17 protein-coding genes and 2 pseudogenes are annotated in these 19,517 nt (G+C 61.2%); 10 read left to right on the top strand and 9 right to left on the bottom strand.

Features of this window, described 5'->3' with window-relative positions; translation table 11 throughout:
* Nucleotides 1–503: 503 nt before the first annotated feature.
* Complete coding sequence (locus tag ACZ6YI_RS02915; protein ID WP_465777339.1) at nucleotides 504–821, bottom strand: helix-turn-helix domain-containing protein; 318 nt, start codon at nucleotides 819–821, stop codon at nucleotides 504–506.
* Nucleotides 822–936: 115 nt separating this feature from the next.
* Between ACZ6YI_RS02915 and ACZ6YI_RS02910 the strand changes: the two genes are divergently transcribed.
* Entirely contained in the window at nucleotides 937–1,284 is a 348-nt protein-coding gene (locus tag ACZ6YI_RS02910; RefSeq protein WP_465777338.1) for a hypothetical protein, read from the top strand.
* An 83-nt stretch (nucleotides 1,285–1,367) separates the two neighbouring features.
* On the opposite strand, the gene ACZ6YI_RS02905 is transcribed toward ACZ6YI_RS02910, so the two are convergent.
* Nucleotides 1,368–1,658, bottom strand: coding sequence for a BPSL0761 family protein (locus tag ACZ6YI_RS02905; protein WP_465777337.1), 291 nt, complete (start codon nucleotides 1,656–1,658; stop codon nucleotides 1,368–1,370).
* Between the two features lie 647 nt (nucleotides 1,659–2,305).
* Here ACZ6YI_RS02905 and ACZ6YI_RS02900 point away from each other — a divergent pair.
* Both ACZ6YI_RS02900 and ACZ6YI_RS02895 read left to right on the top strand, forming a co-directional pair.
* Nucleotides 2,306–8,086: a DUF3320 domain-containing protein gene (locus ACZ6YI_RS02900; RefSeq protein WP_465777336.1), complete on the top strand. Its 5,781-nt coding sequence runs from the start codon at nucleotides 2,306–2,308 to the stop codon at nucleotides 8,084–8,086.
* 571 nt (nucleotides 8,087–8,657) lie between these two features.
* Nucleotides 8,658–9,548, top strand: a complete 891-nt coding sequence (locus ACZ6YI_RS02895) for a hypothetical protein (RefSeq protein ID WP_465777335.1) — start codon at nucleotides 8,658–8,660, stop codon at nucleotides 9,546–9,548.
* A gap of 565 nt (nucleotides 9,549–10,113) precedes the next feature.
* Here ACZ6YI_RS02895 and ACZ6YI_RS02890 read toward each other — a convergent pair.
* Nucleotides 10,114–10,251: pseudogene (locus ACZ6YI_RS02890) on the bottom strand (helix-turn-helix domain-containing protein); the annotation flags it as partial.
* Between the two features lie 114 nt (nucleotides 10,252–10,365).
* Here ACZ6YI_RS02890 and ACZ6YI_RS02885 point away from each other — a divergent pair.
* Nucleotides 10,366–10,713, top strand: coding sequence for a hypothetical protein (locus ACZ6YI_RS02885; protein ID WP_465777334.1), 348 nt, complete (start codon nucleotides 10,366–10,368; stop codon nucleotides 10,711–10,713).
* Between the two features lie 75 nt (nucleotides 10,714–10,788).
* Here the strand turns inward: ACZ6YI_RS02885 and ACZ6YI_RS02880 are convergent, their stop codons facing one another.
* Complete coding sequence (locus ACZ6YI_RS02880) at nucleotides 10,789–11,079, bottom strand: BPSL0761 family protein (protein WP_465777333.1); 291 nt, start codon at nucleotides 11,077–11,079, stop codon at nucleotides 10,789–10,791.
* Between the two features lie 774 nt (nucleotides 11,080–11,853).
* Nucleotides 11,854–13,812 carry a M13 family metallopeptidase gene (locus tag ACZ6YI_RS02875; RefSeq protein WP_465777332.1) on the bottom strand — a complete coding sequence of 653 codons (1,959 nt, stop codon included), beginning with the start codon at nucleotides 13,810–13,812 and terminating at the stop codon, nucleotides 11,854–11,856.
* 701 nt (nucleotides 13,813–14,513) lie between these two features.
* On the opposite strand from ACZ6YI_RS02875, the pseudogene ACZ6YI_RS02870 reads away from it, so the two are divergent.
* A pseudogene (locus ACZ6YI_RS02870) lies at nucleotides 14,514–14,738 on the top strand (aldo/keto reductase); the annotation flags it as partial.
* An 81-nt stretch (nucleotides 14,739–14,819) separates the two neighbouring features.
* Here ACZ6YI_RS02870 and ACZ6YI_RS02865 read toward each other — a convergent pair.
* From ACZ6YI_RS02865 to ACZ6YI_RS02850, 4 genes are all read right to left on the bottom strand, one after another.
* The gene (locus ACZ6YI_RS02865; RefSeq protein WP_465777331.1) at nucleotides 14,820–15,029 is read right to left on the bottom strand and encodes a hypothetical protein; all 210 of its coding nucleotides are present in this window, start codon (nucleotides 15,027–15,029) and stop codon (nucleotides 14,820–14,822) included.
* A gap of 730 nt (nucleotides 15,030–15,759) precedes the next feature.
* Nucleotides 15,760–16,038: a hypothetical protein gene (locus ACZ6YI_RS02860; RefSeq protein ID WP_465777330.1), complete on the bottom strand. Its 279-nt coding sequence runs from the start codon at nucleotides 16,036–16,038 to the stop codon at nucleotides 15,760–15,762.
* A gap of 85 nt (nucleotides 16,039–16,123) precedes the next feature.
* Nucleotides 16,124–16,315: a DUF3606 domain-containing protein gene (locus tag ACZ6YI_RS02855; protein WP_465777329.1), complete on the bottom strand. Its 192-nt coding sequence runs from the start codon at nucleotides 16,313–16,315 to the stop codon at nucleotides 16,124–16,126.
* Between the two features lie 67 nt (nucleotides 16,316–16,382).
* Nucleotides 16,383–16,523, bottom strand: coding sequence for a hypothetical protein (locus tag ACZ6YI_RS02850; protein ID WP_465777328.1), 141 nt, complete (start codon nucleotides 16,521–16,523; stop codon nucleotides 16,383–16,385).
* Between the two features lie 195 nt (nucleotides 16,524–16,718).
* Here ACZ6YI_RS02850 and ACZ6YI_RS02845 point away from each other — a divergent pair, with 195 nt between their 5' ends.
* The 5 genes from ACZ6YI_RS02845 (at nucleotide 16,719) to ACZ6YI_RS02825 (ending at nucleotide 19,459) form a co-directional block, all read left to right on the top strand.
* Complete coding sequence (locus ACZ6YI_RS02845) at nucleotides 16,719–16,907, top strand: DUF3606 domain-containing protein (protein ID WP_465777327.1); 189 nt, start codon at nucleotides 16,719–16,721, stop codon at nucleotides 16,905–16,907.
* A 312-nt stretch (nucleotides 16,908–17,219) separates the two neighbouring features.
* Nucleotides 17,220–17,459, top strand: a complete 240-nt coding sequence (locus ACZ6YI_RS02840; RefSeq protein ID WP_465777326.1) for a hypothetical protein — start codon at nucleotides 17,220–17,222, stop codon at nucleotides 17,457–17,459.
* Between the two features lie 411 nt (nucleotides 17,460–17,870).
* On the top strand, nucleotides 17,871–18,170 hold the full coding sequence (locus ACZ6YI_RS02835) for an AbiV family abortive infection protein (protein WP_465777325.1): 300 nt from the start codon (nucleotides 17,871–17,873) through the stop codon (nucleotides 18,168–18,170).
* 562 nt (nucleotides 18,171–18,732) lie between these two features.
* A complete protein-coding gene (locus ACZ6YI_RS02830) occupies nucleotides 18,733–18,978 on the top strand; it encodes a hypothetical protein (RefSeq protein ID WP_465777324.1) in 246 nt (81 codons plus the stop codon).
* A 322-nt stretch (nucleotides 18,979–19,300) separates the two neighbouring features.
* A complete protein-coding gene (locus ACZ6YI_RS02825; protein WP_465777323.1) occupies nucleotides 19,301–19,459 on the top strand; it encodes a hypothetical protein in 159 nt (52 codons plus the stop codon).
* Nucleotides 19,460–19,517 lie beyond the last annotated feature (58 nt).

The raw sequence follows: 19,517 nt of genomic DNA, 5'->3' as shown, positions 1-19,517 counted from the left end.
GAGGCATTCCGATAAAATTGTGCTCGCATAGATGCCTTACCTGCGGCTTTTTGAGGAGGGTTTTATGGCGTTGGCTATCGTGGGCTTGAGTCTCGCGTTCTTCTTCCTCCTCCTTCAGTGGTACGTGGGTAAGCAAGCTGACGAAGAGGAGAAGCGGGAGGTGATGCGGCGCGATCGCCGTAAGGTATCCCATCGCTCGGCCGAATGAGAGCCTGTTTCGGTGACCTGATGTTCGCCACATGCTACGTCGGTTAGTGTGTGACTTCCCTGCGGACGGTGGACGTTGCACGGTCTAGCTCATCGTTTGCCACGTCGACAGCGCGCAAACGTTTGCCGAACATGAGAATGTGCGCCGTGGCGGACTTGTTGGCCTCGGGCTTCCGCTGGGTGGGGGCGACATCGGCGGGTGGGAACAGCCCCCGAATAGCGGTGCAGATAAGTGTAAGAGCGACGCAATGCTGCGCCACATGGGCGTCACCCATAACGTTAGACGGACCGTTAGGTCAGGGAGTCTCAAGGACTTTGAGAAGTTTGTCTTTCTCCGCCACCGACATCTTTTCGAACGCCAGGATCATCCGGGCCAGACGCTCGTCGCTGGCGAACAGGTAGGCGGACGGCACCCCCATAGCGCGCGCAAGGCGCTCGACCGTCGCCATGTCCGGCTCGTGGACGCCTAGCTCGTACCGGTTGATGCGCGTGCTGGCCACGAATGGATCCAAACCTGCCCGAATGCCGAGTTCTTTCTGAGAAAGATGGAGGCGTTCCCGTGCCGCTTTGAGGCGGCGCTGGAAGACCAGCCGAATGTCCTGCTCATGTGCCATGTTCCGAACCGGTAGGAAGGACCTACGAGATTCGTAACTTCGCCTTGCAGCCGATACTACGAGTTTCGTAGTATCGGCTGCAACCGCGCGCTTTGCCCCGCGGGAGGGCCCCCGCATGGCTATCCAGCTCATAGTCGACGATGATCCCGGCATCCCCATTCCCGTTGACGATTTCGTCCGCGAGGCTTGGGCAGTCCAGTTTGGTCGCGCGACCTCTGCTAAGGGGGTGGAGCAGCTATACGAGAGGCTTGCCGAGTGCTTCGCCGCCAGTTTGGCTGAATGCCTGGATGCGGACCTTAAGCGGCCTACGGATGCTCAAATCCGATACGCCACGGACATCTCCAGGGATCTAGGGGTGACCTTGCCCGCGGAGGCGTTGCGCTTTCGGGGAGCCATGGCCACGTTTCTGGAGCGCTTCGCCGAGGTGCATCGGACGCGCCGCCGTATCTCACCGCCGGTCTAGCTCGCGAACGAGGTAACAAGGTCGCCGTGCTGCGAAGTGCGGAAGGCGGTTAGCCTCAGCAATCTAATGGAACAGTGTGGTCATCATTCGTTCAGCTCGTCTGGCCATTCCATCTGAGTGGAATTACGAAGAGGGCCAAACGTGCAATCCTGGGCCCAGGCCTGCAATCCGGACGGGCTATTGGGCGTGTCGCCAATGGCGGTCGACTGACGAACCACTTCTGTTGACGACACCTGCTCTATGGTGGGGAAGTGCCGCGCGATCATCACAGCCCGCTGCCTGATCGCGAGTGGCAGCCTTTCGTCGCGCGCGAGCTCAATTAAGAAGCCACCGCCCCAGATGAGGGCCCTAGTTCGTTCATCCGGCATCGTCATGGCTGCGTTGTCCTGACCAATTCGCGAGCATGTGTGGGATTCTCGCGCTCGACTGGCCTCGATACTACGAATGCCGTGGTGCAGGGGCAAGCGAGCTGAGTGGTTAGTGGGGCTCGTGGAATTTGCATCATGGCCGGTGATGGCGACGCTCGCGCCGTGTTGCAGCTTTATCCTGTGTGCTCTTCAAGGCTGGTGCTCCGCCCGCCCAGCTCCTCACTCAGGGTCCAGGGAGCGTGGAGAGGACGCCGAAGGTCTAAGTCGAGGATATGCCGTAAATTCTCGCGCGGAAGTCCTGGCGCGTGGCGATACGATAAGTGCCGCCTGAGATGACAAATGGCCGGCACGCCAAAACGTGCCCGGCATGAAAGCCCAAACGAGCAGATAGCCGGGCATAGATCCGTGATTGCCCGCCAGCCAGAAGCGCCGGGTCAGTGCCTTCACGCAAGCGCGGCCACGGCAGGTGAAAGCGGCGGGTAGTGACGGGGGCGGCAACCGCGGGCAGAACATCGCTACGCGGGACAGCCTCGGTGGAGTGTCTAGGGTCATCCCTTCCCCTTCGGCTTGTCGCCTGATCCGGGCTCCATTCCCCCTCGCCATACCCTAAAATCTCCGGCACTGTCAGGCCAGTTCCGGGGAGCACCGCGCAAATGGATGTCGTCATCGAAGCCACCGTGTCGCTTAAGACCGGTTTCGCCTCCCACCAGAACGCCGTGCCCCTGCTGCGCGACTTGGCAGTCACGAATCAGGGCACCGAAGCGCTCGAAGGTCTGACGCTGCAACTGGTAGCGGACCTACCGTTCCTCGAGACCAAGACGTGGCGCCTGGATCATCTGGGTCCGGGCGACACCGTCCGGATCACCGATCGTGACGTAAAGCTATTCCCGTCGTTCCTGCACGACGTTTCAGAAAGCGTTGTAGCCAGCGTCCAGATCACGCTCAGCCAGGGCGAGACTGAGATCGCGACAGCGAACTTCCCTATTGAGTTGCTCCCGAAGAACCAATGGGGCGGTCTCAGTGCCATGTCGAACCTGCTCGCCGCGTTCGTCATGCCGAACGATCCCGCCGTGGATCGCGTTCTTAAGGAAGCGTCGAACGTCCTGCGCCGCGCGGGTAAGAAGGATGCCATCGACGGATACGAGAGTCGTTCCCGTACGCGTAGCTGGGAGTTGGTGTCGGCTATCTGGTCGGCCGTATGTGGACTCAAGCTGAGTTATGCCCTCCCGCCCGCTAGCTTCGAGGCAGTGGGCCAGAAAGTGAGAACGCCTTCTGGCGTCCTTTCGGGAGGCGTAGCCACCTGCCTCGACACCGCATTGCTCTTCGCCGCCGCGATCGAGCAGGCAAGCATGAATCCCCTAATCATCCTGACCAAAGGTCACGCGTTCGTTGGCGCCTGGCTGCAGCCCCAGGAATTCGCGAGCGTGCTTACGGACGAAGCCGCCGCAGTCCGAAAGCGCGTTGAGCTCAAAGATATCGTCGTCTTCGAGACGACACTCGTCACGAATGCCCACGCACCAGGTTTCAGCGTGGCGGTGGAGCATGCAACGCGACAGATCACCGACGAAGACTTCATCGCGGCGATGGATGTGCAGCGCGCACGCATGCAACGCATCCGGCCACTCGCGCTTGGCTCGGGCGTTCCTGCGCCAGAGTCGGGCCTCGAAAGCGGCGCAGCCATCGAAGCCCTGGAGAACGCGCCGCCGTTGCCGCCCTTCGACATGGAGTCCACGGTCGCGCCCGATACGCCGGCTGGCAAGCTGGAGCTCTGGCGACGCAAGCTGCTGGATCTGACCACCCGAAATCGTCTGCTCCATGTGCCTGAAAGCGCAAAAGCCATTCGGCTGATCTGCCCCGACCCGGCCGCTCTCGAGGATCGCCTGGCGGAAGGCAAGCGGATCCGCATCGTTCCGGTGCCTGATTTGTCAGCAGGGGGCCGCGACGCCGCTCTGTATGAACAGCAGAGCCGGGAAAATCTGCGGGACGAATACGCGCGCAATGCGCTAGACCGATCAGAAGTGCTCGCCACCCTTGAGAAAGCAAAGCTCGAAGCGGCGCTGGTCGATATGTACCGCAAAGCACGCAGCGATCTCGACGAAGGCGGCGCAAACACTCTTTACCTCGCGCTCGGATTCCTGAAATGGAAGAAGGCGGCCGATGATCCCAAGACCTACTCGGCACCGCTCATCCTTGTCCCGGTAGGGCTAGAGCGTAAGAGCGCGCTATCCGGGGTCGTCATGACCATGCTGGACGAAGAGCCGCGCTTCAATCTCACGCTCCTGGAGCTGCTTCGCCACGATTTCGAGCTGAATATTCCCGGCCTGGCTGGCGATCTCCCGGCGGACGAAAGCGGCATCGACGTGAACGGTATCTGGAACACCGTGCGCCATGCTGTGCGCGATATCCAAGGTTTCGAGTTAACGCCCGAGCTAGTTCTCGGCACGTTCTCGTTCGCGAAGTACCTGATGTGGAAGGACCTCTCCGATCGCACTGATCACCTGCTCGAAAGCCCCCTGGTAAAACACCTGCTGGCGAAGCGCGAGGAAGGTGGATCGTTTGCATCGCCAGGCGATTTTCCGCAGCCTCACTCGCTCGACCACCGGGTAAAGCCCAGCGATCTCTTCATTCCCTTGCCTGCGGATTCATCGCAGGTCGCCGCGGTGGTCGCATCGGCATCTGGCCATAGCTTCGTTCTTGATGGACCGCCCGGAACGGGCAAGTCGCAGACGATCGCCAACATGATTGCGCACAACCTGGCCCTGGGCCGGCGCGTGCTTTTCGTGGCGGAGAAGATGGCGGCCCTTGATGTGGTGAAACGCCGTCTGGACGAGCGTGGTTTAGGCGAATTCTGTCTCGAGCTCCATTCGAGCAAGGCCTCCAAGGCAGAGGTCCTGAAACAGTTGGATCGCGCATGGGACACACGCGACCTTCTGTCGGACGAAGAATGGCAAAGCGAGGCTGAAAAGCTCAAGCTGCTGCGCGACCGACTCAATGGGCTGGTCGCCGTCCTTCACCATCGCCAGTCGAATGGCATGACCATTCATCAGGCCATCGGGCGCGCCGTACGTGACGCTACACCGGCGACCCCACGCCTGGCGTGGTCCTCGACCACTCACCACTCCGGAGATGAGCTAGCCCACCTTCGTTCGGTCGCTAGCCGACTCGACCTCAACCGGCCCGTCCTGGCGGAGTCCACTGGCCTGGCCTTGCTCAAGACTCGAGACTGGTCCAACGGGTGGCAGGAAGCCACGGTGTCCGGGGCCCGGACGTTGGCCGCGGCCATCGATGCATGCCGCGCGGATGTGCACAAGGCGGTACAGGCCACTCGCCTGCCTATCACCGAGAGCGACCAGGCCGGCGTCGGTCTACTGATCGCCTTTACCCGCCTGCTTACGGATGCCTACGGCGTAGATCTGCGTTTTGTCTTCGCCCCTACGTTCAATACATTGCAAGCTAGCGCCACAAAAGCCCTGGACCTGATCAAGTCGTACAAAGTGACCGAGCAGTCGCTTTCGGTTCGGTACGCCGAGGAAGCTGTTCGCAGGATCGACGTTGCACGCGTTGGCAGTGAATGGGCTGAGGCAGGCTCGAAGTTCTGGTTCCTGGCTACCCTGGCCAAAAAGCGGGTCGCCAAGGCACTGGCACAGACAGCATCAAGCCAGGCCCTCCCGGACGTAGACGCTGATCTGCCCAAGCTCGGCGAGCTACAGCGGCTCATCAAGGAGGTCGACGCCCTCCATGCGGACCTCGCTGCCCTACCCGGCTGGAACGGCCTGTCCACCGACGTCTTGAGGCTGAAATCGGCGCTGGACCTCGGTGCGAACATCCGCGCCGCACTCGTCGCGCTGGCCAAGTCTCCCGAACATCTGGTCGAGCTACGCAAGGCAGCGGGAACGCTGCTCGTAGACGGCAACGAATTGCTAGGCGCCGACGGCAGCGTCGCAGGCTCCGCCACTCATCTGAAGACCACCTTTGAGCATTACAAGGATGAGCTCGCCTCGTTTGCCAAGCTCACCGGGTCGGATCTTGATCCCAATGCGGATCTGAACCAACTCTACGAGTCGTGCCAGGCGGTCATCCGTCAGGAGCGCCAACTAAAGGCATGGTGTGACTGGTGCCGCGTTCGGGACGAAGCCGTCGAGCTCGGACTTCGGCCGATCGTGGATGCCATACAGGCCGGCGCCCCGATGTCGGATACGGCTGTCGACATGTTCGAAGCGGCCTACGCCCGTTGGTTTGCCAGCGTGTCGATCGATGCGGAGCCACTGCTGCGAGGTTTCGTGGCCGCCGAACATGCAAACGAGATCCAGGCCTTCAAACGACTCGACGAGGCAGTGGCAAAGCTGACGGTGCGCTACATCCGCACGAAGCTCAGTGGCAGCATTCCGGCTAAGAACGATGTCCCGAAGAGCAGTGGCTACGGCATCCTGAAGCACGAGTTGCAGAAGTCCAGGCGGCATAAGCCGGTGCGACAGCTCGCTGTCGAAATGGGCGACGCCCTGGCGAAGCTCGCGCCTTGCATGCTCATGAGCCCCCTCTCCATCGCACAGTATCTGCCAGCCGATCAGGCGGCATTCGATCTGGTGATCTTCGATGAAGCATCGCAGATCTCCCCGTGGGACGCGATTGGCTCGATTGCGCGCGGCAAGCAGGTGGTAATCGCCGGCGATCCGCGCCAGATGCCCCCGACCAGCTTCTTCAATCGCGCGACCACCGCGGATGAAGACGACACATCCGAAGACCTGGAAAGCATCCTCGATGAATGCCTCGGCGCTGGTGTGCCGAGCCATCGCCTGACGTGGCATTACCGCAGCCGCCACGAAAGCCTTATTGCGTTCTCGAATCACCAGTACTACGACGGCGAGCTGATCACGTTCCCGGCCGCGGAGACACGCCCGAGCGCCGTTGAATGGCGCCGTGTCGAGGGTGTCTATGCCAAGGGCAAGGGCCGCAACAACCAGCGCGAAGCCGAGGCACTCGTGGCCGAGACGGTTAAGCGTCTCACCGACCCGGCCTTCGTCGCCTCGGGTCAGACCATCGGCATCATCACGCTCAATAGCGACCAGCAAAAGCTGGTGAACGATCTGCTGGATCTTGCTCGCCAGAAGCACCCAGCGATCGAACGATTCTTCCAACACGAGCTGGCCGAGCCCGTCATCGTCAAGAATCTTGAAACGGTTCAGGGCGACGAGCGCGACGTCATCATGCTGGGTATCGGCTACGGTCCGACGACGCCCGGCGCCAATGTCATGTCTATGAACTTCGGCCCGCTGAACAAGGACGGGGGCTGGCGGCGACTGAACGTGGCCGTGACCCGCGCCCGTCGAGAGATGCTCGTATTCACGTCGTTCGATCCCTCAATGATCGATCTGAACCGCACATCCGCCAGAGCCGTCGCAGACCTCAGGCATTTCATTGAATTCGCCCAGCGTGGGCCCCGCGCCTTGGCAGAGGCCGTACGCGGATCGGTCGGCGGCTATGATTCCCCGTTCGAACGCTATGTGGCTGACGGCCTGCGTGCAAAGGGCTGGGATGTTGTTCCGCAGATCGGCGTCTCCCGTTTCCGCATCGACCTTGGCATCGTGCACCCAGACCGCCCTGGTGATTACCTCGTGGGTGTGGAATGTGACGGCGCCACCTATCACAGCGCTGCTACGGCCCGGGACCGGGACAAGGTGCGTGGCGCGATCCTGGAAGGACTGGGGTGGAAGCTGCTCCGCGTATGGTCAACTGAGTGGTGGGTTGATAAGGAAGGCGCGCTCGGCCGACTCCACATGGGAATCGTAGAGATGCTTGAGAGGTCGCGACTGGAGGCTCCCGCCGCCGTCGTAGCGGCCCCGACGGAGCCTGTCGAGGTCACGGCTGCGGATGTAAGTACGGACGATGCCCCGGCGCTCGTGACCAAGCGGTTCGAAGTCACACCCGCCATCGGTGAACGCGCAGGTTACGTTATGACTGATATCGGCGACCTCGCCAGATCTGTCAGTCCGGAGAACTTCTATACGCCCGAATACGACTCGACTCTCCGCCAGATCATCCGACGCGTTCTAGAGCACGAAGCGCCGATCCTCGACACACTTCTGGTGCAGCGGGTCGCGCGCCTGCATGGTTTCCAGCGCGCGGGCCGTCTTATCAGAGAGCGAGTCCTCGAGCTAGCCGACGAACACCACCACATGGAGGCGGACCCCATTGATGGATCGTTCGTGTGGATGAATAAGGCGGCGAAGGGCGACTGGCGCGTCTACCGTGGGCCCAGCGAAACCGGCGACGCACGGTCGATCGAAGAAGTGCCCATGCAGGAGTTGCGTATTGCGGCTGGAGCGGTGAGCGGCAATGACCGCGCTGTCGAGCTGGCGAGGCTTTTTGGCGTCAAGCGATTAAGCGCATCGGCGAGGGCAAGGATTGAGCATGCTCTGTCGCTAGTGGGCGACTAGATTCGGCCTTGCATGGCCAACCGTGGTGCCATGGACCAAGACGAAATAGGCACAGCCGACATGCACCCCTGGGTTCCGTGCGCGACAGCCTTATCAAGAAGGGCATGATCTACTCGCCGGAGCATGGGCTGATTGCGTTTACCGTGCCGTTATTCGACGCCTTCATGCATCGACATGTGGCCTAGGACGGTTCGGCTACCTGCTTGTCTCGCACAAGAAGGGAGCGACCTTCGGGCAGCCGCTGTCGCAGACGGCCTTGGGAAGTCAGGTCAGGGGAAGATGCGTTCCGTTGACCCCGCGTTCGCCGAGCTTCACCCGCATGCTTTTCGGCATCACTTCAACTACGAGCTGTCCCGACGGGTCGACGAGCACAATGCCCGCGTGCGCGAGCAAGGGGCTGGGGGAGGCTCGAAAGGCTTGCACTGGAGACGCGCGCCTGTTGTGATCACTTCTCATGATCAGGGGAGTAGCGATGACGAGCCTATTAGATGGAACGCCGGAAGCGCGCGCGTGGGTTGACGCTGCCATGGCTAGGTATGGCCGCCCACGGTATGCTCAGGTTGCGTCGGCCGTGGTCTGGAGCGACGAACGCAGCGCGTCCGGGGCATTGCGGGTCGAAGCGGACCCGATCGCTTTGGTCGCCAGCATTCGCCTAGACCCACTCATGATGTTTGCAAACCACGACCCCGGACGGCCGGTGGGCCAAGTGCTCGACGTGCAGGCCTTTCGATCGCCCGATGGTCGCGCATTCGTTGCGGCCGTGATTGGCTACTACGCCCGAGAGGGAGTGCGCGCGTTCTCGGAACTGGCGGGCGATGCCAAGGCAGTATCGGTGATGCCCACCCCGCCTGAAAATCCGCACATCGAGATGATGACTGATCCGCGGGACTTCCCCGACGGTTGGATCGAAGAGGTCACGAGCGAAGCACCTGTGCCGGTGCAGTTAACGACCATGTCGTATAACGCGGCTCAAACCGATCAGGAACTGATACGCATAGGGCTCTATCTAGGCGCGTTGCTCTTCAATCCCTTCACCAAGGCTATTGCCACCGAGGCCGGGAAGGATGTCTATGGCGCCATCCACGGCTGGTTGAAGGGCACGCTCGACCGATCCCGGACTCTGAAGGCGCCGGTCGTCGTAATGGACACGACCCATGGCGAGTGCCAAGTGTCGTTCCTCATACGTGGTAAGCGAGCGGAAGCGCACTATCGGGCTCATGAGCAGTTGTCGGCGGCCACAGCGGAGGCGATGAGCGTTGTGGATTGCCTCGAAGCGCGGGGAACCCCAAGCGCTCGCCTGGTTTATGAATTTGATATAGACGATCTGCGATGGTTTCCGTCCTACGCCGTGCTGACCAACGGCGTGGTGATGGCGCACAGCCCTATGCTCATTGCGTTGGCGCATGAGCTGCCAGAGGGTCTAAGTCTCGGTATGCGTCAAGTGGACATGGGGTCACCTTGACGGAGTTTGGGAGAGGGGTACGCAGCCGACCCGAGAGCATTCAAGTCCTACCCTGGTGAGCGGTTAGGCACGCATCTTCAATCTACGTCGGCACCCGATCCGGAGGATGCGTGTCTACGTAGGTCCAACCCCAACTCGCGGGTAGCCGACCTTAAATCCAGCAAACGACGCCCGAGGCGCTCCTTTCAGCCGTCCTGATCGGTAACTCCAGCCACGGCCAGCGTTGTCCTGGCCGTGGTCTTCCGGTTCTCGCCGGCTCCGAGTGTCGAGACCGGTCTAGCACGACGACAGCGGCGCGCAAGGATCCGCTACTTGCATTTTGGGCTGGGGCCGGTGCAATCGCACAGTTGATCCTTTTTACACGTAATTTGCTTGGTGCCGCACTTGCATTGCTGTGTCTTCTTGTCTGCTGGGTCGTCGCCGAACAACGGAAGAGGTGTCCCGGAGTCCGCTTGAGAGTCCGCGAGGAGCAGCGCAACCGACGGCTGTTGGGTAGCGGTCGCATTTGCCTGTGATTGCTGGCTATCCGTTGGCTGCCTGATCGCAGTTTGAGCGCTTGCAGCTACCGGTTGATGCGCGTGCTGGCCACGAATTGATCTAAACCTGCCCGAATGCCAAGTTCTTTCTGCGAAAGATGGAGGCGTTCCCGTGCCGCTTTGAGGCGACGCTGGAAGACCAGCCGAATGTCCTGCTCTTGTGCCATGTTCCGAACCGGTAGGAAGGACCTACGAGATTCGTAACTTCGCCTTGCAGCCGATACTACGAGTTTCGTAGTATCGGCTGCAACCGCGCGCTTTGACCCGCGGGAGGGCCCCGCATGACTATCCAACTCATACTCGACGATGATCCCGGCATCCCCATTCCCATAGAAGATTTCGTCCGCGAGGCTTGGATCGTCCAATTTGGTCGCGCGACTACGACTGATGGGGTGGAGCAGCTTTACGAAAGGCTCGCCCAATGCTTTGCCGCGAGTCTGGCCGAATGCCTGGATGCGGATCTTAAGCTGCCCACGGAAGCTCAGATTCGATACGCCACCGACATCTCCCGGGATCTGGGAGTGGCCTTGCCCGCCGAGGCATTGCGCTTTCGGGGAGCCATGGCCACGTTTCTGGAACGCTTCGCCGAGGTGCATCGGACGCGCCGCCGTATCTCACCGCTGGTTTAGCTCGCGCACATGGAAACAAGGTCGCCGTGGTCCGAAGTGCGGAAGGCGGTTCAATCTAATGGAACAGTGTGGCCATCATTCGTTCAGCTCGTCAGGCCATTCCAACTGAGTGGAGTAACGAAGAGGGCCAAACGTGCAATCCTGGGCCCAGGCCTGCAACCCGGACGGGCCATTGGGCGTGTCGTCTAGGGCGGTCGCCTGACGATCTACTTCTGTTGGCGATACCTGCTCTATGGTGGGGAAGTGCCGCGCAATCATCACGGCCCGCCGCCTGATCGCGAGTGGCAGACTTTCGTCGCGCGCGAGCTCGATTAAGAAGCCACCTCCCCAGATGAGGGCCCTAGTTCGTTCATCCGGCATCGTCATGGCTGCATTGTCCTGACAAATTGGCGGGCATGTTCGGGATTTTCGCGATCGGCTGGCCTCGATACTACGAATGTCGAGGTGCAGGGGCAAGCGAGCTGAGTGGTTAGTGGGGCTCGTGGAATTTGTATCATGGCCGATGATGGCGATGCTCGCGCCGTGTTGAAGCTTGATCCTGTGTGCTCTAAGGCTGGTGCTCCGTCCGCCCAGCGTCTCACCCAGGGTAAAGGGAGTGTGGAGAGGACGCCGAAGGTCTAGGTCGAGGACATGCCGTAGATTCTCGCGCGGAAGACCTTGTGCACGGCGATACGATAAGTGCCCGCCCGAGATGACAAATGGTCCGCACGGTAAACGTGCCCGGGATGAATGCCCAAACGAGCGGGTAGACGGGGCATAGACCCGTGGGATTGAGTGCCCTGCCAGCCAGGCGCGCCGGGTCAGTGCCTTCAGGCAAGCGCGGCCCACGGCAGGTGAAAGCGGCGGGTAGTGATGGGGGCGGCAACCGCGGGCAGAGCGCCGCTACGCGGGACAGCCTCGGTGGAGGGTCTAGGGTCATGCCTTCCCCTTCGGCTTGTCGCCTGATCCGGGCTCCATTCCCCCTCGCCATACCCTAAAATCTCCAGCACTGTCAGGCCAGTTTCGGAAAGCACCGCGCAAATGGATGGTGGCCTCTACTTCGTTAGTCCCACGACGCGGAACCGGCCTGCGTCGACGCAGGCATCAGCATGATGGACGGGTAACGCATCGGGATTGCGTCATGGACGTAACGAGTCAGCGCTACCAGATCCTTATGCGGTCGCTTGGTGCGAGGTAAAGCGTGTCGCCAGGTTTGACATCGAACGCGTCGTACCAGGCGTCGACGTTGCGGACCTCGAACGCCCGTTCGTGGCCTGGCGCGTGGTCGTTGAGCAGTTGGGCACGAAGGCGGGCATCACTAAACTTGACCCGCTGGCTTTCGGCATAGGCGATAAAGAAGCGCTGGTTACCGGTCAAACCGTCAATGACGGGCAGCTCCTTGCTGGCCAGGGAAGTGCGGAATGCGTCGAATGCGATGTTCAGGCCGCCGAGGTCGGCGGTGTTCTCGCCGATCGTCCGCTTGCCATCGACGTGGAGGCCCTGCGCCACCCCGTACTGGCTGTATTGCTCCTCAAGACCTTTTGTGCGTGCCGCAAACGAGGCCTGCACCGAATCCGGCCACCACGGGTTCCGGACCCCATTCTCGTCTACTGTGGCACCATTCGGGTCAAACTGGTGGGTAAGCTCGTGGCCGATGGTTGAGCCGATGCGGCCATAGACGTCGGCCGCATCGTAACCGGGGTCGAAGAGCGGCGGTTGCAGGTAGGCCGCTGGAAAATACAGTACGAGTCGGCCGGTGTCGGAGCAAGCGTTGACCGTGGAGGGCTCGAGGCAATCCCACTCGCGGCGGTCGACCGGCCTTTCGAGTTGGGCGAGCTTGTACCGCCAGTTCCATTCCTTCGTCCGGATGACATCGCCGACAAGGTCGCCTTCCCTGTAGGTGAGTCCCGTGTAATCGTTCCAGACGTCGGGATACCCAATCTCGATGCGGACGTTTGCAAGCTTGGCTAGTGCGCGCATCTTCGTTTGGGGATCCATCCAGCCTTCGTTTGCCAGGCGCCTGCTAAAGGCGGCCTTCACGTCGACGGCGAGTTTGCTGATGCGAGCCTTGCTTTCGGGCGGGAAGTAGCGGGCCACGTAGACCCGTTCGATGTCGTCCGGAACAAGGTCGTCGACAAGACGGGTCCCCATCTCCTCCCGGGGCTTCTGCACCTTGATGCCGCGTAAAAAGCCCTTGTTGAACTCAAAGGCAACATCCTTGATGTTGTCGGACAGGTACGGTGCATAGGCGTCGAGCATGCGGACGACCAGGTAGGCGCGCAGCGTCTCGAGTGGCGCCTGCGTGAAGACGTTCATGCGGGCCTCCATCACCTTCGGCTCCTCAATGCGCATGCGGTGCCCCTCGGGCCAGCCGAACGCGTGTACGACGCGGCTCCAGGGGATCGCTGGCATGCGCCGCTCAAGGTCGGCAAGCGACACCTCGTCGAAGATGACTTCGCCCGCTTCGGGCGGCTTCGGGGCAGCGAGCTCACGCTCGAACGACACGACGCGGCCGGCCAGCGATGAGGGGTTCTTGATGCCGGCGAGGGTGAGGAGCTTTCCCACATAGGCGGTATAAGCCGTGAGGGCCTCCGTGCCGCGCGGGCCATCCGGCTGGTAGTAGCCCCGGTCTCCCATGCCAAGGCCCGAGCTTGACCACCAGAGCGTGTTTCGGTCCGGATGACGATCATTCCCGGAAACGTAGCCCGAGAAGGGGCTGTCTGTGCCGCGCGTGGCGAACCTGGCCATGGCCTCGGCGATATCGTCGTGTGTCTGCAGCGCCATGATGTCAGTGACCATGGGCATCACGGGCGCAAGGCCAAGACGTTTGACCGTGGCCTCGTCGGTGTAGGCGCGATACAGGATTCCGGCCCGGGAAGTGGATTGCTTTGCCTCGTCGTTGACGATGGACGTCAGGCGCTGGATGGAGACCTTGCGGGCGAGGGCGTCGCCACGGGCAACGCCTTCCTCGGGAGGGACAGGGGTGTCGCGCTGCCATGCTCCGTTAGCATAGAGGTAGAAATCGTCGCCAGGGCGTACGGTCCGGTCCATGCCAGTGATGTCATACGTCGCAACGGTTCCGGCCGATATGGCCACTGCGGCAAAAAGTGTCTTGATCACGAATGTCTTGCTCGGAAGGTGGCGCCGGCGATGGGTGCGCCCCCCCTAGTGGAGCGTTCACCGGTAGCGGGGATGTGCCCAAGTGGCTGAATTCAGGTGAATGCCGCTCCAGGCAATCGGCCGGATCAGGGCCCGTCCATTCTTGCCGGGGTAGCGGTCGCCGCAAGGAACAATCGTGCGCTTTCGGCCTGTTCCTGAGACCGCGTGCGGTCTTTCCTTGCGTAGTCCCTACAGAGTGGAGGCGGCCAGGTCACCTTTGGGTGACGCGAAAATTCACTTTCCAGCGGCATCGCTTCCGAGATCCACTGAGCGCACTACCGTGGATCGGGCTCCCACTTGCCACCTTTCTTGCGCATGATCGTGACACCTCCACTACCACACAGCCCACCGCATACGAAGGCGTAGCTGAAGACCGCCACGTTACGGCGTTCGTTGAGTGCCACTGGTGAGAAGGTGAGCAGGGCCGCTGACATGACAGCATTTACCGCCTCATTGACTGACGTTCCTTGTGCGATCAGCTGCTCCGGGTCGGTAGGGTGTCAGGTCGACGGATCAACATAGTGGATCACCGGGTCAGGCCCGAGCACCTTGCTCAGGTCATCGATGCGCTCAGCCGGGCGCTTCATGATCGCCTCAATCTCGGCGTGGCCCGCACAACCACCGTCATCACCGTCGCGGTGCGTCGGCTCAGCGATCGGAAAGGCGAGACGCCGGCGCAGATCGCCTTGGCATGGCTGCTTGCACGCAAGTCCTGGATCGTGCCCATCCCTGGCACGACCAAGGCTCATCGCCTCGAAGAAAACCTTGGTGCCTTCGGTGTGCACCTCACAACGGCTGATCTGGAAACGATCAATGAAGAAGTGTCGAAGATCCCCGTGCAGGGCGAGCGCCTGCCCGAAGCCGCACTGAAGATGACCAACGGCTAATTTGTCACATTGATTCCCATTCATCTGCGTCGCCCGGCCCAGTGCCGGAAGGAGCCATAGATGCAATCACGTACGTTAGGCTTAAGCGGACTTCGCGTCTTCGCACTGGGGCTGGGCTGTGCGGGTCTTAGCCGTGGCTACCAGAAGGTAGTCATCGCCGACGTTGAAGTAAAATAGGTACGTTGCCCCTTGTGTCGTGGCGCGCACCGCCGACTCTAGTTCGCCCAGATAGTTACGAAAATTCATCATTCGGATGGTGGACTCGACCTCGGCGGCGATCGCCGTGGCCAAGGTGCGAGCTTTCTCGGACGAACGCCACTGCTCAAAGTCAAGAGCTTTCTTTGCGCGCTGCTCCTCGGCGGCATGCGCAGAGCGGCGTCAGAGCCATCCACCGAGAGCGGTGCCCACGATGGTAGCTATGAGCGCGATGCCTCCAGGGACCCATATTGAAAGGGTCGAATCCCCGCCCACCAGCTGTACCGTTAGGTCAGGCGCCATTACATCACTCTCTCCTGTCGTGCAGCGGACGTTACATTTCCCGGGTGAGCGAGTCCACTAGAGCAGCAGGTAGCCCCAAGCGAGATGGCGCTGCGATACCTCGTCAACGTACAACCGCCGATTCGTTGAGCGAAAGGCTCACGAGACGCAGCTTCAGCTCCAGGAAGAGACGATCCGACGGCCGAAAGGAATCGATGAATGATCACGAAAGCGCTACCGCAGAAGGCAGTGAGCGGCCAAGAAAAGGGGTTGTTGGGTGATGTGCTGGCTCTAGGACGTGGATATCCACGAGTCATTTCTTCCTGATTTAGCCTCTCCCAGGCGAACCGGCGAGCACACAAACGATTCCCGCCGGGCTTTTTTGTTTGGAAGTCTTCGCCCGTCGAGCCAGACCATGTCGTGCATCGATAGCTCGACAAGAACGGATCGCCGTCAATTCAGCGCTATTAGGCAAGCGCGAACTCTCCAGGCCAATACGCCCGTCGCCGATATCACACGGCGAATTATGTGCGAAGAAGATTTGCTATTGAATTGGGTCGGCAGCGCGCAAAGCTTCCTCGACCTCGATTAGGCAAAGGCCGAACGCCTCGCCTGGAGATTGGCCCTCGGGGCCAAGTGCCAATGTCATCCTCGCCGCCGCTTCGGCAACCTTGGTCAAGCCAGCTAAATCTGCGTTCTGCGCCAGTACCATCGTTAGGAACCTGGCCTCATCGAAGTCAGAAGAGATCGTCGCTGCGTCGATCGCGAACAGGTCCATCACCAACCCCGCGTGGATCATTACCATTGATTCGAGGGTGGGCATTTATTGGACACCGGCGGGATGGATGGATGGAAGAATCACCCGGCGCGCCTCTAGGGCTAGGTCGTCGTTACGGATGAACGAGAGATCACCGGCGGCTGGACTTCCGCCGCCTCAACTCGCAAAGGACATCAGCCGAAGAGTTGCCCACGCGTTTAACGGCCGCCGTGAGCGTCTGTTCCGAGATCCCAAGCGCCTTCATCCAATATTGGACGTCGTCCCGCCGGGTGAGGTCGATTCGTTCGCGCGTGTTCGACCGCTTGGGTGTTCCACCCGCCATACGACCCTCCCATCTGATCTCAACACGTACGTGGCCCAGACGCTCGACCGTCTGGGCATATCGGTGACTACTTCTGGGACGGCTCCTGTGAGCCGTTGTCCTGCCCCTTATCGCGGCTGCTCTTCTCGTCGTTGGGCTGTTGCCCCGGGCTCGTCTTCGCATCGTTATTGCGATTGGGCTGGTTCTGGGTGCGTTCGTCGTTGCTCATGGCGTTCTCCTGGTTGGAGCGCCAACAATGCGCGTACGTTGATGACGACACTCGTAGTTTACTGTTCCCTTCCAGTGACGCCTCTCGTTTATCGTCACATCCGTGACGATGTGATACCGGAAACCGTCTATCTGACCCGTCACAGCAGCGTAACCCTAGACGTGTCATAGGTGCACCTCATCAGAGGTCGCTCCCATGCCCACCGAACTGTTCGTCGCTGCTCCGGCAGACGTGACGAAGGTAGACGTTTGCCTTCGATCTGATATGCGTTACTGGACGCGCGTGCTGGGCGTGAGCGAGGCGGAGTTACGCAAGGCAGTGGTGAGCGTAGGGCCCGCATCTTGGGATGTTCGCGTCGAAATTCGCCGGCATCGCAGAAAGTGAAGGATCAGGCGCGCCGCCGCGTTTTCATCTTCTTCCCCGCCATGAACTCCCGGTCCTGGCGGGTGCTCGCCGGATCGAGCTCGCAGACGTTTGAGTCCGAATGGCTTGCCGTGGAGCATGCTCTCGGTCTGGCGTATGCGCTAGGTGGGTCGCGGATGGTCGATGTGGTGAAGGAGACCAGGTCCGGGAGCTGGATGCCGGTAGCTCAACCGGGTTAGCGATCCCAAGGTGCCTGATTTTTACACTGGCCTCTACATTTAACCGCATGAATGCGCGCACCGTGGGATACTAAACCCGACTGGGAGATCATGCATGTCGCTGCCCCTTCCAGTTGATGGATTCTGGGTATCAACGGTCACTCTTCCCGCTTCCAGGGAAGGCGAACAGTGGTGCGGACACTGGTTCATTTACAGCCAGCGGCCGGACCTCGAAGAAAACGCTGACGCTCTTCCGCTGTTCGAAGGCAGCACCGGGCCCTACGATGATGAGCGAGATGCTGAGCGCGCGGCTAAGATGGCGGGTCGCCGTCGAGCGCAGGCAATGGCGACCTAATGACGGGCCGGCACGATAGCCGCTTGGAATCGGTTCGGAAGTTCACGCATGCTACTCACCCATGGCAACTTCTAAATCGAGGTCGACCTCGCGCACCGGTGCCCTGACGGCCGTTTTATCGCGGCGTGGGCGGTGTATCCCAACCGTCACGAGCTGGGGCCGGTTCATGCCGGGACCACTACGAGCTTCCATGATCCGGAGATGGCGGTGGCTGTCGCGTGCGCTGAGGCTCGTGCGCGAGCGGACGAAGCGAAGTGAATGGACACACTTGCGAGCACTCCATTCAGGCATCACGACGCGCGTACTTAAAGAAATGGGGAATTCGCGCATGCATACCGCCGCAACGCCGTAAGCGTAGATGCAACACGGCCTCCTGACTGGAGTGGGGGCAACCGAACTTACCGCTGCCGTATGACTACGCCTTCGGGCTGGTTAAGGGCGGTCCTGGCAACCACCGAGGCCGGGGGTGGGTGCCTCGTCGGTGCATGCACCGACCACATCATCGTCCTGCGTTCGGACGCGGTAGCCCTGCACCAGCGTGAGTCTTATGGTTCCGCAACATTGCTGACGACGACGGCGATCGAAGAGGTGGCGAAGGCCCACATCGGGATATTTCGATCAGGGACCGAGATCCCGCGCAGGATGGATACACTTTTCCGACACCGCTCAAGCACCTACAATGTTTTCGAGTGCCGAGCTCAGCGTCGCTGAGGACACGGGCGGAAGGCCGAGTAAGGGGACGTGCCGTCGATGGGATTGTCGAGAAGGCATCTTGGTCGTCGACGCCCCGGGGCCAATCGCGCGAAGCGTGTCATTGGTGCAATGGCGATGTTGCGCCCCAAGTTCACCAGCCGGAGGTCAACCGGCTTTCAGCTGAGGCAATGGGGCCCTTGACGCAGGGTGGGTCGGGGCCGCCGTGCGGTCCCCATCGAGCCAGCCATCCGGTAACTCCATCATCCACTCGATATCGCGGGCAACCTCGTCGGGGAGGGAAAATCCGGCGCTGTAATTGCGAAGCGCACCGACCGGGATGCCAAGGCGGATGCATTGGGCGCGCAGGGTCCCGTAGCCCTCCAGCGCCATTCTAGCGAGGAGTTCGGCAAGGCGAGGGTTCGAAGGGCGCACGGGAGCAGGCGTGGGAATCATGGCGGGCCTCGGGGAATGCGGCAGTGTCCCGGGAGGTCCGGGAAGGGCGGGTGATGGGCCGCGATTGCGGAAAGTACTGAGGCGCACACACCCCGTCGCTGCGGCAACATTGAGGGAGGGGGAGTTTATGCCAGCCATGACGCCAGAAATGCTTGAAACATTACGGCAGTTGTCCGACACGGTCCTGCTTGCCCGCCATCCACTCAACACCCAGATCTGCGAGGCGCTCGAAGCGATTGGCCTTCTGACGCGGAGGACGGCTACTGGCTGTGCGCGTCTGGGTGAACGGAGGGTGGCCGTATCGGCGCCACCTATCCCGGAGATCGTTGTCGGCATTGAAGATCTCGGCGAGTCTTCCATTCCGCAAACCTAATAAGGCGCCGGCGTCATAATCTTCGCCAGGCGAAACATGGCGTCGCCGTCCCCCTGGCTTGGCTCCGTGCCGCAAGGCCCGAGAATCCGCTCCATATCCGCCGCGGTATCCGCGATCATGGAAAGCCCGAGGTCGAGGGCCCAGTCCGCGATCATGCGCGCCCTGAAGCGGGCCTCGTCGAAGTCGCTGGCCAGGCAGCGTCGTTCATCGCTATCGCATCCGCACAGAGCTGGGCGAAGTGTAGAACGGCATCTTCGTCGATCCGGGTCATGGGAAGGGAAAGCGCCCGCCTGAGCCGGGCCCGGCATGTCCTCGCTAGCCCATGCCCACCGTCAACTGGGCAACGGCCACCACTCCGGCCCACATGATCTACGCCACGCTCGATGGCAGCGGCAAGCGGTTTGCCCTGCGGCCCGACATATTGATTTTAGCGACGATGCGGCTGTCACTCTCCAGCAAACAGACCTTAGGCGCGGATTGACTATCGAGGGTCAGGCTCGTCCAGGGCCTCCGCTAGAAGGATCAGGTACGGGCCGAAG

This window comes from Luteibacter sp. NPDC104163, assembly GCF_055584245.1.
Note: the sequence above shows the minus strand (reverse complement) of the source record. Positions and strands in the feature narration are given on the sequence as shown.

Coding starts and splice junctions, on each gene's coding strand:
- ACZ6YI_RS02905 (WP_465777337.1), bottom strand. CDS start 1,658: ATGACGATGCCGGATGAACGAACTAGGGCCCTCATCTGGGGCGGTGGC.
- ACZ6YI_RS02860 (WP_465777330.1), bottom strand. CDS start 16,038: ATGCCCACCCTCGAATCAATGGTAATGATCCACGCGGGGTTGGTGATG.
- ACZ6YI_RS02850 (WP_465777328.1), bottom strand. CDS start 16,523: ATGAGCAACGACGAACGCACCCAGAACCAGCCCAATCGCAATAACGAT.
- ACZ6YI_RS02915 (WP_465777339.1), bottom strand. CDS start 821: ATGGCACATGAGCAGGACATTCGGCTGGTCTTCCAGCGCCGCCTCAAA.
- ACZ6YI_RS02855 (WP_465777329.1), bottom strand. CDS start 16,315: ATGGCGGGTGGAACACCCAAGCGGTCGAACACGCGCGAACGAATCGAC.
- ACZ6YI_RS02910 (WP_465777338.1), top strand. CDS start 937: ATGGCTATCCAGCTCATAGTCGACGATGATCCCGGCATCCCCATTCCC.
- ACZ6YI_RS02880 (WP_465777333.1), bottom strand. CDS start 11,079: ATGACGATGCCGGATGAACGAACTAGGGCCCTCATCTGGGGAGGTGGC.
- ACZ6YI_RS02840 (WP_465777326.1), top strand. CDS start 17,220: ATGTCGCTGCCCCTTCCAGTTGATGGATTCTGGGTATCAACGGTCACT.
- ACZ6YI_RS02835 (WP_465777325.1), top strand. CDS start 17,871: ATGACTACGCCTTCGGGCTGGTTAAGGGCGGTCCTGGCAACCACCGAG.
- ACZ6YI_RS02885 (WP_465777334.1), top strand. CDS start 10,366: ATGACTATCCAACTCATACTCGACGATGATCCCGGCATCCCCATTCCC.
- ACZ6YI_RS02845 (WP_465777327.1), top strand. CDS start 16,719: ATGCCCACCGAACTGTTCGTCGCTGCTCCGGCAGACGTGACGAAGGTA.
- ACZ6YI_RS02825 (WP_465777323.1), top strand. CDS start 19,301: ATGCCCACCGTCAACTGGGCAACGGCCACCACTCCGGCCCACATGATC.
- ACZ6YI_RS02900 (WP_465777336.1), top strand. CDS start 2,306: ATGGATGTCGTCATCGAAGCCACCGTGTCGCTTAAGACCGGTTTCGCC.
- ACZ6YI_RS02830 (WP_465777324.1), top strand. CDS start 18,733: ATGCCAGCCATGACGCCAGAAATGCTTGAAACATTACGGCAGTTGTCC.